Annotated in this window: 13 protein-coding genes; 2 read left to right on the top strand and 11 right to left on the bottom strand. The window is 54.4% G+C overall.

From position 1 onward, the window contains the following. Positions 1–3: 3 nt before the first annotated feature. The 8 genes from rsxG to blr form a co-directional block, all read right to left on the bottom strand. Complete coding sequence (gene rsxG / locus ACO7SM_RS11810) at positions 4–624, bottom strand: electron transport complex subunit RsxG (RefSeq protein WP_490467705.1); 621 nt, start codon at positions 622–624, stop codon at positions 4–6. A 3-nt stretch (positions 625–627) separates the two neighbouring features. Next, positions 628–1,686 (bottom strand): electron transport complex subunit RsxD, encoded by a 1,059-nt coding sequence (gene rsxD / locus ACO7SM_RS11805; RefSeq protein WP_490467704.1) that lies wholly within the window; start codon positions 1,684–1,686, stop codon positions 628–630. Further along, positions 1,687–3,894, bottom strand: a complete 2,208-nt coding sequence (gene rsxC, locus ACO7SM_RS11800) for an electron transport complex subunit RsxC (protein WP_490467703.1) — start codon at positions 3,892–3,894, stop codon at positions 1,687–1,689. It abuts the gene before it with no gap. Beyond that, the gene (gene rsxB, locus ACO7SM_RS11795; protein WP_490467702.1) at positions 3,887–4,465 is read right to left on the bottom strand and encodes an electron transport complex subunit RsxB; all 579 of its coding nucleotides are present in this window, start codon (positions 4,463–4,465) and stop codon (positions 3,887–3,889) included. Before rsxB ends, rsxC begins: the two co-directional genes overlap by 8 nt. Then, positions 4,465–5,046, bottom strand: coding sequence for an electron transport complex subunit RsxA (gene rsxA, locus ACO7SM_RS11790; RefSeq protein ID WP_005121199.1), 582 nt, complete (start codon positions 5,044–5,046; stop codon positions 4,465–4,467). The genes rsxB and rsxA overlap by 1 nt, the downstream gene beginning before the upstream one ends. Before the next feature lie 76 nt (positions 5,047–5,122). Further along, positions 5,123–5,563 (bottom strand): DUF2569 domain-containing protein, encoded by a 441-nt coding sequence (locus ACO7SM_RS11785; protein WP_490467701.1) that lies wholly within the window; start codon positions 5,561–5,563, stop codon positions 5,123–5,125. Positions 5,564–5,654: 91 nt separating this feature from the next. Continuing rightward, on the bottom strand, positions 5,655–5,870 hold the full coding sequence (ydgT, locus tag ACO7SM_RS11780) for a transcription modulator YdgT (RefSeq protein ID WP_490467700.1): 216 nt from the start codon (positions 5,868–5,870) through the stop codon (positions 5,655–5,657). Between the two features lie 304 nt (positions 5,871–6,174). Next, positions 6,175–6,300: a division septum protein Blr gene (blr, locus tag ACO7SM_RS11775; RefSeq protein ID WP_203361281.1), complete on the bottom strand. Its 126-nt coding sequence runs from the start codon at positions 6,298–6,300 to the stop codon at positions 6,175–6,177. A gap of 241 nt (positions 6,301–6,541) precedes the next feature. Between blr and ACO7SM_RS11770 the strand changes: the two genes are divergently transcribed. Next, entirely contained in the window at positions 6,542–7,582 is a 1,041-nt protein-coding gene (locus ACO7SM_RS11770; RefSeq protein WP_490467699.1) for an oxidoreductase, read from the top strand. Positions 7,583–7,759: 177 nt separating this feature from the next. Here ACO7SM_RS11770 and add read toward each other — a convergent pair whose 3' ends face one another. The 3 genes from add to malX all read right to left on the bottom strand — a co-directional run bounded on the left by add (position 7,760) and on the right by malX (position 11,639). Beyond that, positions 7,760–8,761 carry an adenosine deaminase gene (add, locus tag ACO7SM_RS11765; protein ID WP_490467698.1) on the bottom strand — a complete coding sequence of 334 codons (1,002 nt, stop codon included), beginning with the start codon at positions 8,759–8,761 and terminating at the stop codon, positions 7,760–7,762. Between the two features lie 102 nt (positions 8,762–8,863). Then, positions 8,864–10,036: a MalY/PatB family protein gene (locus ACO7SM_RS11760; protein ID WP_490467697.1), complete on the bottom strand. Its 1,173-nt coding sequence runs from the start codon at positions 10,034–10,036 to the stop codon at positions 8,864–8,866. A gap of 10 nt (positions 10,037–10,046) precedes the next feature. Next, positions 10,047–11,639 carry a maltose/glucose-specific PTS transporter subunit IIBC gene (gene malX / locus ACO7SM_RS11755; protein ID WP_301699197.1) on the bottom strand — a complete coding sequence of 531 codons (1,593 nt, stop codon included), beginning with the start codon at positions 11,637–11,639 and terminating at the stop codon, positions 10,047–10,049. A 201-nt stretch (positions 11,640–11,840) separates the two neighbouring features. Between malX and ACO7SM_RS11750 the strand changes: the two genes are divergently transcribed. Further along, positions 11,841–12,869: a Mal regulon transcriptional regulator MalI gene (locus ACO7SM_RS11750; protein ID WP_490467696.1), complete on the top strand. Its 1,029-nt coding sequence runs from the start codon at positions 11,841–11,843 to the stop codon at positions 12,867–12,869. Positions 12,870–12,889 lie beyond the last annotated feature (20 nt).

Below are 12,889 nucleotides of genomic sequence, written 5' to 3'. Positions count from 1 at the left end.
GGTTTATTCTCCACAGGCGGTGAGTTGGGGAAGTTGCGCAGGAAGCGTTTGCGCATACAGACCTGCACGTTTCACTGCATTAACAACCGCTCGCGGCGTAATGGTCGCGCCGGTGAACTGGTCAAAATCGCCGCCATCTTTTTTTACCGCCCAGTGTGCGTCATGTTCTCCGCCGATGCTCTTGCCCGCAAAGTGGGTTATCCAGTCGGAGAGACGCAATTCGATTTTGTCGCCCAGACCAGGCGTTTCGTGGTGCTCTGTCACCCGCGTGCCGAGAACCGTACCGTTGAAATCGGCACCGACTAACAGCCGAATTGCGCCGGAGTATCCATCGGGCGCCGTTGCCTCAAGAATTGCTGCAACAGGCGTATCGTCCATGCGGGCGATATAAACACGATGCGAGCCTTTCCCTAATGCCGGGCTGTTGACGACAAAGCAGCTATTCTGCAGATTATTATTGTAGCGGTCTGCCGGAATAACCTGATCAAACAATACTTTTTGCTGCAACGCTGCCTGCTCATCAATCGTTGTTTTTGTCATCATATTGATGGCGGCGGTCAGTCCTGTCGAACCCGCTGCAAACAGCGCCAGCGTGATGCCGTGTTTACGAATTGTTTTCAGCATGGTTTATCCTTTTCGATGACCGTACACGCGAGGACGGGTGTAATAGTCGATCAGGGGAACGGTGATGTTTGCCAGCAGAACGGCAAAAGCCACACCATCGGGATAACCGCCAAAACTGCGGATTAGCCAAACTAACAAACCGGCCAGCGCGCCAAAAATCAACCGGCCACGATTTGTCGTTGAGGCCGTCACCGGATCGGTCAATATAAAGAATGCGCCCAGCATGGTCGCGCCAGAGAGCAGATGTAACTGTGGTGATGCCAGTGACTGAGGTGAAAAAAGCCAGCCTAACGAAGCGCAAAGGGCAAGCGTCAGCAAGAAACTGACGGGAATGTGCCATTTGATTGCCTTCGTCCACAGCAGCCATACGCCGCCAGCCAGCCAGGCCAGATTCACCCATTGCCAGCCAGCGCCCGCCAACATTCCGCTGTAGATGGGGTATTGCATGATCTGCTCAACAGAGTGACCCGCATGGAGCGATGTTTTAAAGGTATCCAGCGGTGTGGCCTGGCTGATGCCATCAATACCCATCCGCAGTGTGTTCATATCACCGCCAGCGGTGGTATGCCCGGTGAAAATCACCTGTAGCGCATCGGAAAAACCGGGAACAGACGCAGCGATTTCGTGCGGAGGCAACCAACTGGTCATCTGTACCGGAAACGAGATCAGCAGCACCACATAGCCAATCATCGCCGGGTTAAACGGGTTTTGCCCAAGGCCGCCGTACAGTTGTTTGGCGATAATGACGGCAAACACTGTCCCTAACACCACCATCCACCAAGGGGCGAGCGGCGGAATACTCACCGCCAACAGTAACCCCGTAAGCAGGGCGGAGTTGTCTTTTAATATCGAGGCGACAGGCTGTTTACGTAGCTGGAGCACGGTGGCTTCGGCAATCAGCGCGCTGGCCGAGGCCAGGATTATCTGGAACAACGTCCCCCAACCGAAAAACCACAACTGCGCGGCAATCCCCGGCAATGCGGCGATAAGCACCAGCAGCATGATTCGCGATGTCTGGCGCTGGTTATGGGTATAAGGGGAGCTTGCGATTCTGAATACCATTTATTCCTCGTTAACAACCTGCTGCTGTGCGGCTTTTTTTGCCTGAGCGCGGGCAATCGCGGCTGCGATGGCGGCTTTGCGTGGATCGATGGGCTCGGCAGGTTCACTGACTGCCTGTTGTTCCTGCTTACGGGCTTTCGCACGGGCAATGGCCGCGTCGACGGCGGCTTTGCGTGGATCGACGGGCTCGGCAGGTTCACTGACCGCCTGTTGTTCCTGCTTACGGGCTTTCGCACGGGCAATGGCCGCGTCGACGGCGGCTTTGCGCGGATCGACAGGCTCGGCAGGTTCACTGGCCGTCTGCTGTTCCAGCTTACGCGCTTTCGCACGGGCAATCGCCGCGTCGACGGCGGCTTTGCGCGGATCGACAGGCTCGGCAGGTTCACTGGCCGTTTGTTGTTCCTGCTTACGGGCTTTCGCGCGGGCAATGGCCGCGTCGACGGCGGCTTTGCGCGGATCGACGGGCTCGGCGGGTTCACTGTCTGCCTGTTGTTCCTGCTTACGGGCTTTCGCGCGGGCAATCGCTGCTTCGATGGCGGCTTTGCGCGGATCGGCGTCAGTACGGCTCTCTTCGCTATTGCCGTTTTCAGCCTGTTTTGCCCTGGCCTGCGCTTTACGCGCTTCGCGCGCGGCAATCACCGCACTGTTGTCAGGTTTCGCCCCCGCCTGAATCACCACCGGTTGCATTGCCTGGGTTTGCTTTTCTTTGACGCGAGCCAGCGCGGCGGCAATGGCATCATGATCTTTCGCGGCAGGTTGTACAGCGGCGCTTTTGTGCCGCTCAAGACGTGCGGCTTTCTCACGCTCAAGTCGCGCCTGTCGGGCTTCGAAACGTGCTTTCGCTTCGGCGGCACGTTTTTCTTCCTGACTGATGGCGTAGAGTTCGGCTTTTTCCTGTCGGAAGTACTGTACCAACGGAATATTGCTCGGGCACACCCAGGCGCAGGCACCGCATTCGATGCAGTCCGCCAGATTGTGCGCCGTCGCTTTGTCGTGCTGCTGACCTTTGCTAAACCAGTACAACTGTTGAGGCAGCAGATCGGCCGGACACGCATCGGCACAGGCGCTACAACGGATACAGCCTTTTTCTTCCTGCGGTTCGCCCATTTCAGTGGCCGATGGTGCAAGGAGACAGTTGGTGATTTTCACGACCGGAACATCCAGCCACGGCAGGGTGAAGCCCATCAGTGGCCCCCCCATAATCACCATCTGATCGGCGGAAGGGCAAAAACCGGCATCCTCGAGGAGGTGGCGAACCGGGGTACCCAGTCTCGCCCAGACGTTGCCAGGGCGGCTCACCGCCTCGCCAGTCAACGTTACGACGCGCTCGGTTAATGGTTCACCATCAATAACCGCACGTTTGACGGCATACGCGGTGCCGACGTTTTGCATCAACACGCCGATATCGGAGGATCGGCCGCCATGTGGAACCTGCTTACCGGTCAAAATTTGTGTGAGCTGTTTTGCGCCGCCGGAGGGGTATTTCGTCGGGATAACGCGCAGCGAAATGTCGTGCGCGTCAGCCAGCACTGCCCGCAACATGGAAATGGCCTGCGGTTTGTTATCTTCAATGCCAATCAAAATCTCACGCGGTTGCAGAATGTGCGCGAGAATGCGGATACCTTCGACCACCTGGGCGGCGCAGTCCTGCATCAGGCGATCGTCTGCCGTAATATAGGGTTCGCATTCCGCAGCATTGATGATAAGCGTTTCTATCTTGTCGCCGCCGCCTTGTAACTTCACGCCGGTCGGGAATCCCGCGCCGCCGAGTCCGGCAACGCCGTACTGGTGAATACGGGTGATCAGTTCTTCACGGCGATGAGAACGGTAATCCGCCCAGCCCTCGCGTTCAATCCAGCTATCTTCGCCATCAGCATCGATAATGACGCTGAGTTCTGCCAGGGCGGAAGGATGCGCGGTGGAATGGGGGGCAATGGCAACGACGGTACCGGAGGTTGGCGCATGAACCGGTAGCATTTTTCCGCGCCCAAGGGTCAACGGTTGTCCGCGTAACACGCGATCGCCCACGCTGACGCACAGTTCACCTTCGGCGCCAATGTGTTGTTTTAACGGAATAACGAAACGCGGCGCCAGCGGAACCTGGCGCAGGGGCGTACCGTTTGACTGGGTTTTCATTTCCGGCGGATGTATGCCGCCGTCAAAATCCCAGATTTTATTTTTTCTGAAGGCAGAGAATAACTTAAGCATGTTGTTCCACGGGAATGATACGAACGGGAATGGTGTTCAAATCCCACTTCCAACTGTCAGGCGTTTCAGCCACCGGACGTAATTCGATGCACTGGGTCGGGCAAGGGTCGACACACAGATTGCAGCCGGTACAGAGATCGCTGATAACCGTGTGCATCGCTCGGGTGGCGCCTACAATGGCATCTACCGGGCAGGCCTGAATACATTTCGTGCAGCCGATGCAGTTGTTTTCATCAATGACGGCCAGCATGCGAACCGGGGTGAGTTCCTGTTCATCCCCGTCAATAGGCTGCGGGTCTACATTCAGTAATTCCGCAATTTTGAGCATCACGGCTTCACCGCCAGGGGCGCAGCGGTTTATTTTCTCACCTTCGCTGCCAATCGCCTCTGCATAAGGGCGACAGCCAGGATAGCCGCATTGCCCACACTGGCTTTGCGGCAGAATTTCGTCAATTTTCTCAACAACCGGATCATCTTCAACCGCGAAACGGCGGGAGGCATAACCCAGAATGGCGCCAAACGCCAAACCCAGCAGGCTCACGGCGGCAACGGCAATCCAGATAGCATTCATTACAACTTCACCAAACCACTAAAGCCCATAAAGGCTAATGACATTAAACCTGCGGTGATCAGCGCTATCGCGTTGCCACGGAAGGGGGCAGGAACGTCTGCCACAGCGAGGCGTTCACGAATCGCGGCGAATAACACCATGACCAGAGAGAAGCCGACGGCCGCGGAAAAACCGTACAGCGCCGACTGCAGAAAATTATGACCGAGGTTGATGTTGAGCAACGCCACGCCTAACACCGCGCAGTTGGTGGTGATAAGCGGCAGGAAGATCCCCAACAGACGATACAATGCTGGACTGGTTTTACGTACCACCATCTCAGTAAATTGCACAACCACGGCAATGACTAAAATAAACGCCAGCGTGCGCAGATAGATGAGATCGAGCGGGATAAGAATCCAGGTGTCGATCAACCAGGCGCATATCGACGCAAGCGTCATCACAAATGTGGTAGCAAGCCCCATGCCCATCGCGGTTTCCAGCTTTTTGGAAACGCCCATAAATGGACAAAGGCCCAGAAACTTAACCAGTACAAAGTTGTTGACCAGCACAGTTCCGACAAAGAGCAGCAGGTAATCAGTCATTTTTCGGCCTGAAATAAAAAAGCCGCCCATTATCTGTCAATCTACAGCAGGCGACAACAGGTTAACTGTAAGGTTATTACGGGTTCACAAACGTGGCTTTTACGCGCGCTGAACGTTTGAAATAGGGCGCCATCAGGGCTGCCGCCAGTAACGGAAACAACAACTGACGAACGGCAAACGCATCAGGCACTGGCGAAAACGCAAACGCTTTGATGGCCAGTAATACGGATATCAGCAGCCAGAGAATATAGTGCTTAGGCACACATTGTCTGCGCTTGAAGAAGGCAATCGTCAGCCACAGCGTGTAATACCACATCGCAATCGCAGTCAAAAATGAAATGCCCCAGAGTACTAAGTTGCCCGTTTCTTGCGCACTCAGCGCTTTTAACGTTTGCGGATTCGCAAGCGCGGTAACGTAAAGCAACAGTGCCAGTGATGCGCTCAATAGCGCAACTAATAGCCAGGCTAACGGGCCAAGCAACCAGCCTCCGATTCGTTGTGCCGGTGTTGTGGTCATATCTTCTCCAGATTTGCTGGCGCTAACAGGCATACCCTCTATTTTGGGGCGATTATTATAAATCATTTAACGACGAGCGCTACTCTCTTCGTTATTGCACGTAATGCCAGACGGATTTTGGCACCTGACCGATATCAAACAGTCGTCCACCGGAGATCAATTCCGCACGACGATGGTCGGCGGCACGGTACATATTGATAATCTCCCGATCGTCGGTCAGCGTGTAGTTCAGATGGTCGAACAATTTTTCCAGACTTTCGAGTGAACTGATTTTACGGAATTTTAATAGATAATCCTGGACAGTCATAAATAGGGATCCATATTAAAAAAATAACACTAACGGAGTAGTAAATATGAAAATACACAACCAGGCGCAGGGAAAGTTAAGCGACACGTGTTTTTCAAAATAAGATAGTTCTGACGTATAAACAGGCGGGCGCAATTAAGCACCCGCCGGAAGGGTAACGCGCTTCATTAAAACAGGCAATAAGCGTCGGGTCAGGACGCGGTACATTTATCCATTTTTGATAAATTAACGGCGGATTCACGGGATGACCAAACGGTAAACATCCTCGCGTCTTGCGGTGTTCGGCGTCTGATCCCGGCGACGTTTATTTTTTCCCAACGGTGGCGGTAGGTTCTGGCGGTTGATAATTGTCGATATGACTGGCCACACCCAAAAGAATGACGGAGACCACAAGAACAACCCAGCCTGTTAATTCAATAAGACGGTTCATTACTGACGACATTTGCTTTGATTTATCCATAAACACAGGATGCAAATGTTACCCATCAACATTTAAGACAGCAAGTTCATCGGGAACGATTTCAACGACTTTTTCACATCAAGTTTAGGTAAAGTGGCATTTGTTTGACTTAAGTTAAGTTATGGCCTTTGTCGTTGTAAGGCCATTAAACTATTGTGAGTGGTTATTGGATAGTGTGAAATGTGAATGTTCTGTAATGAGAGGCAATAACATGAGTGACAACATCCGTGTAGGGTTAATCGGTTACGGTTATGCCAGCAAAACTTTCCATGCACCTTTGATCGTAGGGACGCCTGGACTTGAGCTGGCGGCGGTTTCCAGTAGTGATGAAACAAAAGTGAAGGTTGACTGGCCTTCTGTGGCGGTTGTCTCTGATCCTAAACAGCTTTTCAACGATCCGACTATCGACCTTATTGTTATTCCCACCCCGAACGACACGCACTTCCCGCTGGCAAAAGCGGCGCTGGAAGCGGGAAAACATGTCGTGGTGGACAAACCGTTTACCGTGACACTGTCACAAGCACGCGAGCTGGATTCATTAGCCCGCAGTCTGGGACGGGTGCTTTCCGTTTTCCACAACCGACGCTGGGACAGCGATTTCCTGACGCTGAAGGCGCTGCTGGCTGATGGCGTGCTGGGCGAGGTGGCATATTTTGAATCTCACTTTGACCGTTTTCGCCCGCAGGTTCGCGATCGCTGGCGGGAACAGGGCGGGCCGGGCAGCGGTATTTGGTATGATCTGGCGCCGCATTTGCTCGATCAGGCCATTAATCTGTTCGGCTTACCTGTCAGCATGACGGTCGATCTCGCGCAACTGCGTCCGGGCGCGCAGTCTACTGATTACTTCCATGCCGTGCTGGCCTACCCGCAGCGCCGGGTCGTTCTGCATGGCACGATGCTGGCGGCGGCGGAGTCGGCGCGCTACATCGTGCACGGTTCGCGCGCAAGCTTTGTGAAATATGGTCTTGATCCGCAAGAAGAGCGCCTGAAAAATGGCGAGCGTCTGCCACAGGAGGACTGGGGCTACGACATGCGTGACGGTGTATTAACGCGTGTTGAGGGCGAAGAACGTGTGGAAGAAACCTGGCTGACCGTTCCGGGTAACTATCCGGCGTATTACGCCGGTATCCGCGATGCGCTGAACGGTAACGGAGAAAATCCGGTTCCGGCAAGTCAGGCCATTCAAATTATGGAGCTGATTGAACTGGGTATTGAATCAGCGAAACACCGCGCAACGTTGAGCCTTACCTGATTTTCTCCCATTTCGGCAATGCCGGATAAGCGCTAACACTGTTTGTTTAAGACCAGGATAGCCGGGGAAACACCGGGTTTGGCGCCCCTCCGGGAACCTAATCCCGGTGTTTCCCCTCATTCATCGGCTTAAGTGAACGGTGTCAGGATAAGCGCGACTTATCCGGCAACGATACGCTTACGCCGCAGCCACTTTTTCACGCAGTGCGCGTTTTTCCGCGTCACTCAGGAAAGCCATTTCCAGGCCGTTGATTTGCGCCTGGCGAATCTGCTCACGCGACAGACCTGCCGCAGGCGCCGCGACGGTGTATTCGTGAATAATGTCTACCCCTTGCACGGCGGGATCATCGGTATTGAGGCTTGCCATCACGCCGTGCTCAAGGAACGTTTTCAGCGGGTGTACGGCGAGCGAGGCGACGGTGCTGGTCTGAATATTGGAGGTCAGACACGATTCAATACCGATACGCTGCTCCGCCAGAAAATCCATTAACGCGCGATCTTCAACGGCTTTTACGCCATGCCCAATTCGCTCAGCGCCCAGTTCACGGATAGCCTGCCAGATACTCTCCGGGCCGGCCGCTTCGCCTGCGTGGACGGTAATATGCCAGCCAGCGTCACGTGCGCGATTAAAGTGCGACAGGAACAAGCTGCCGGGGAATCCGAGTTCGTCGCCAGCCAAATCGAGGGCGGTGATCCTGTCACGGTGGGTCAGCAATGCTTCAAGCTCCTGCAAACATGCCGCTTCACCGAATGTGCGGCTCATGATGCCTATCAGTCGTACTTCAACACCGAACGCCCGGCTGCCTTCCTGCACGCCAGCGATGACCGCTTCGACCACGCCCGCTACCGGGAGTTGATGCGCCATTGCCATGTAACCCGGTGAAAAACGCAGTTCAACATAATGCAACCCGTTACGTGCGGCATCTTCCACGTTCTCGTAGGCCACGCGACGACAGGCATCCAGCGAGGCCAGCACTTTCACACCCCAGTCCAGTTTGGACAGGAAGCTGACCAGGTCAGGCTCTGTCGAGGTTATCTGCACATGCGGGATCAGGGTTTCAAGTGTTTGAGCAGGGAGGGTCAAATTAAACTGGCGGCCAAGATCAAGAATAGTTTGGGCACGAATGTTGCCATCAAGGTGGCGATGAACATCAGTTAACGGAAGGGAAGTATCAATCATGGTCGCACTCATTTTTTGAATATAAAAGTGCTCGCTATTATAAAAACAAACGGGGGGTAAAATCTATGTTGCGCAATGATTAATTTCATTGCGCAACCAGAGTTAGCGTATGGCCCGAATCGCGTTGATCAAACCGGTGACGCCTTTTTCAAGTTTGACGCGGGGACAACCGGCGTTCAGTCGCACAAATCCCCGGCCTTCCTGACCGTAAGTATAGCCCGGCATAATGGCGACCTTTTCCTGATAAATCAGCGCATCCTGCAATGCTTTATCATCAATGTTTAACGGACGAAGATCGATCCACGCCAGATAGGTGGATTGCGGCGCCTGCCAGTTCAGTTCCGGAAATGCCGTATTCAGTGACTGCGCAATAAAGTCCAGGTTTTCTCTGAGGTAGTCGCGTAGCGCATCGAGCCACTCCGCGCCGTCCTGGTAGGCGGCAATGTGCGCGGTAAGCGCCAGTACTGCCGGTGAAGACAAACCATCGCGGCCTTTCAGGGCGCTCAGGTAGTGATCCCGACTACTTTCATCTTCGATAAGCCCGTATGCCCCGGTTAATGCCGGGATATTGAAACTCTTGGAACCGGAGGTCAGCAGCGCCCAGTGACCGCGCGCCACGTTGCTCCAGGGGATGTGAGGTTGTTCTCCCCACACCATATCCATATGAATCTCATCAGAAATAACCCGAACACCGTGACGATGACAAAGCGCTGCCATGCTCTCCAGTTCATCACGAGTCCAGACTTTGCCCGTGGGATTCTGTGGGCTGCACAACAGCAGGATCTTGCACTCAGGGCGAGCGAGTACAGCCTCGAGCTTCGCCATGTCGCAGAACCAGTCGTTTCCACGTTTTTCCAGTTCAACAGGCACAACGGTGCGTTGGTTCCCCTCAATGGCTTTATAAAAAGCATCATAAGCCGGGGTATGGATGACCACGCCTTCGCCCACATTGGACCACTGGCGGATCAACTCAGACACCATATAGATAACGGAGGGGCCGTACACCACCGATTGAGGGTCAATCGGGGTCTGGTGGCGCGTCAAAAACCAATGGCTAATGGCGCCTAAAAATTCCTCGTTTTTCCACCGACTGTACCCCAGAACCCCGTGTGTCAGGCGCTGATTCAGCGACTCAAGAATGCAGGGGGCAGTGGCGAAATCCATATCCGAGATGGTAAACGGCAGCAGATCGGCGCAACCAAAACGGTCGGCGACATAATCCCACTGCGTACACCAGGTTCCGTGCCTGTCGACGACCTTCGAAAAATCGAACATATCGCTATCCTTATGCCTGAACGGTGTTCATCAGACTGGCCATTTCGTCTTTAACAGACTGTACCTGCGGGCCAATGACCACCTGTAAATTGTGCTGGTTGAGCTGTACCACGCCGATGGCACGATTGTCTTTCAGCGCCTGTACATTCACCAGCGACATGTCCTTAACCGACAAACGTAAACGTGTAATGCAGTTATCCAGGTTGACGATATTGTCACTGCCACCCAGCGCGGCGAGGATGGCCGGAACGTTATAGCCGGATTTTCCTGGCGCACCGGCCACCACTTTCTCAATATTGCTGGCAATTTCCGTATCGCGACCCGGCGTCTTCAGATTAAAGCGGGTAATGGCGAAGCGGAAAATCACGTAGTAGACCGCAAACCAGATGGCGGCCACCACCGGCACCAGATACCACTTCGTTGAGAGGCCATGCAGAATACCGAACACCACAAAGTCGATGATGTTGCCGTCAGTGTTACCGATAGTGACGCCCAGAATCGCCATAACGGTGAAGCCGAGGCCAGTCAGCAGGGCATGAATCACATACAACACGGGAGCGACAAACAGGAACAGGAATTCCAGCGGTTCTGTCGTTCCGCCGACGACGCAGGCGATCAGACCTGAAATCAGCAGCCCTTTAATTTTGTGACGATTTTCCGGACGGGCGCAGTGATACATGGCCAGTGCCGCGCCTGGCAGACCGCCGAGGAAAGCCGGCATTTTACCCTGAGACAGGAAGCGGGTCGCGCTTTCAGAGAAACCGTGAGTGGTCGGGCAGCTCAGTTGTGCCTGGAAAATAGTCAATGCGCCACTGACGCTATGGCCACAAACGTCCTGCGTGCCGCCCGCTTCGGTGAAGCGAATCAAGGCCACCAGAATATGGTGCAGGCCAAACGGCAGCAACAGGCGTTCGCCGGTACCAAAAATCATCGGGCCGAAATCACCGGCACTGTTAATGATGTGTCCCAGCCCGCTGATACCCATCGCGAAGACAGGCCACACCAGCGGGATAACCAGGCCGACAAGTCCCATCACCACGGAGGAGATGATCGGAACAAAACGGGTGCCGCCAAAGAAGGCCAGCGCGTCCGGCAGACGGATGTTATGAAAACGCTCATGCAGCATCCAGACAATAATACCGGCGATAACCGCGCCGAGGATCCCGGTGTCGATCGACTGGATCCCCAAAATGTTCTGTACGTTGTTGGCTTTCAGAATCGCCGCGTCGGTGGTCGGCAGGATCCCTTTCGCGGTTAACCAGAAGTTCACGGCAAGGTTCATCACGGCATAGCCGACGAATCCGGCAAAGGCGGCAACGCCTTTGTTTTCGCGCGCCAGTCCGAGCGGGATGGCGATACAGAACATCACCGGCAGGAAACTGAACGCAAAGGAGCCGACTTTACTCATCCAGGTAAACAGGGCCTGTAGCACAGGATTCCCCAACGCCGGGATCAGCGTGATAACGTCATGGCTGCTCAGAGAGCTACCGATGCCCAGCATGATCCCGCAGAAAGAGAGCAGGGCCACGGGCAACATAAACGTTTTCCCCAGTTGCTGAAAAAACTCCCATAAGGTTATTTTTGGCGTTGTTCTCGTCGTCATCTAACGATTCCTTGTGAAAAGAAAGCTCTGTTTTAGGTTTGTGGGACGAGAAGATAAAACGTTTTACCTAATTTTAGTGCGGCGTAAATCACATTACCGAACGATAATAAAGCGTATAAATATAAGTAATTGATAAAACGTTTTATCTCTATCCGGTCAAGGCACGGGTAGATCACGTTTTCGGGGGAGTTTTCAGTTTTCATGGCCATAGCCAAAAAAATTACTATCCATGATGTTGCGCTGGCAGCAGGCGTCTCAGTCAGTACCGTTTCCCTGGTTCTTAGCGGCAAAGGCCGCATTTCGTCGGCCACCGGCGAACGGGTGAATGCGGCAATTGAACAGCTCGGGTTTGTTCGCAACCGTCAGGCTTCGGCGCTGCGTGGCGGGCAGAGTGGCGTCATTGGCTTGATTGTGCGTGACCTGTCGGCCTCTTTTTATGCAGAACTGACCGCCGGGTTGACGGAAGCGCTGGAGTCGCAGGGGCGGATGGTTTTTCTTCTTCACGGCGGGCAGGACGGCGAACAGCTAACGCAGCGTTTTTCTATGTTACTCAATCAGGGCGTCGATGGCGTGGTGATTGCCGGCGCGGCGGGCAGCAGCGATACCTTGCGACAACGCGCCGAGGAGAAAGGGATCCCGGTGGTGTTTGCTTCACGCGCCAGTTACCTTGATGAAGTGGATACGGTTCGCCCCGATAACATGCAGGCGGCGCAGTTGCTGACCGAACATCTCATTCGTCATGGGCATCAGCGCATTGCATGGCTCGGGGGGCAAAGTTCATCGCTGACCCGGGCTGAGCGCGTTGGCGGCTATTGCGCAACCCTCTTAAAATTCGGTTTGCCGTTTCACAGCGACTGGGTGCTGGAATGTGTTTCCAGCCAGAAGCAGGCAGCCGAAGCGATCGCCGCCTTGCTGCGTCACAACCCGACCATCAGCGCGGTGGTCTGCTACAACGAAACTATCGCGATGGGCGCGTGGTTTGGGTTGATGCGGGCAGGTCGTCAAAGTGGCGAAAGCGGCGTGGATCGCTATTTTGATCAGCAAATTTCGTTGGCGGCGTTTGCCGATGTTGCGGAACATGCGCTGGACGATTTGCCCATTGTCTGGGCCAGTACCCCGGCTCGCGAGATAGGGTATACCCTGGCGGAGCGTATTTTGCAGAAGATCGGTCACGAAGAGAGCGTGTCGCGTAGTCAGACCATTTCGGCCCGACTTATCACGCAGAAGTAAGCGTCCTGGCGCAACGGCTG

It is taken from the genome of Citrobacter sp. LJND-P06, assembly GCF_058188415.1.
This window is presented reverse-complemented; position numbering and strand designations above follow the sequence as displayed.

Coding starts and splice junctions, on each gene's coding strand:
- rsxD (WP_490467704.1), bottom strand. CDS start 1,686: ATGGTATTCAGAATCGCAAGCTCCCCTTATACCCATAACCAGCGCCAG.
- ydgT (WP_490467700.1), bottom strand. CDS start 5,870: ATGACTGTCCAGGATTATCTATTAAAATTCCGTAAAATCAGTTCACTC.
- ACO7SM_RS11785 (WP_490467701.1), bottom strand. CDS start 5,563: ATGACCACAACACCGGCACAACGAATCGGAGGCTGGTTGCTTGGCCCG.
- rsxG (WP_490467705.1), bottom strand. CDS start 624: ATGCTGAAAACAATTCGTAAACACGGCATCACGCTGGCGCTGTTTGCA.
- blr (WP_203361281.1), bottom strand. CDS start 6,300: ATGAACCGTCTTATTGAATTAACAGGCTGGGTTGTTCTTGTGGTCTCC.
- rsxA (WP_005121199.1), bottom strand. CDS start 5,046: ATGACTGATTACCTGCTGCTCTTTGTCGGAACTGTGCTGGTCAACAAC.
- ACO7SM_RS11760 (WP_490467697.1), bottom strand. CDS start 10,036: ATGTTCGATTTTTCGAAGGTCGTCGACAGGCACGGAACCTGGTGTACG.
- add (WP_490467698.1), bottom strand. CDS start 8,761: ATGATTGATACTTCCCTTCCGTTAACTGATGTTCATCGCCACCTTGAT.
- ACO7SM_RS11770 (WP_490467699.1), top strand. CDS start 6,542: ATGAGTGACAACATCCGTGTAGGGTTAATCGGTTACGGTTATGCCAGC.
- rsxC (WP_490467703.1), bottom strand. CDS start 3,894: ATGCTTAAGTTATTCTCTGCCTTCAGAAAAAATAAAATCTGGGATTTT.
- ACO7SM_RS11750 (WP_490467696.1), top strand. CDS start 11,841: ATGGCCATAGCCAAAAAAATTACTATCCATGATGTTGCGCTGGCAGCA.
- malX (WP_301699197.1), bottom strand. CDS start 11,639: ATGACGACGAGAACAACGCCAAAAATAACCTTATGGGAGTTTTTTCAG.
- rsxB (WP_490467702.1), bottom strand. CDS start 4,465: ATGAATGCTATCTGGATTGCCGTTGCCGCCGTGAGCCTGCTGGGTTTG.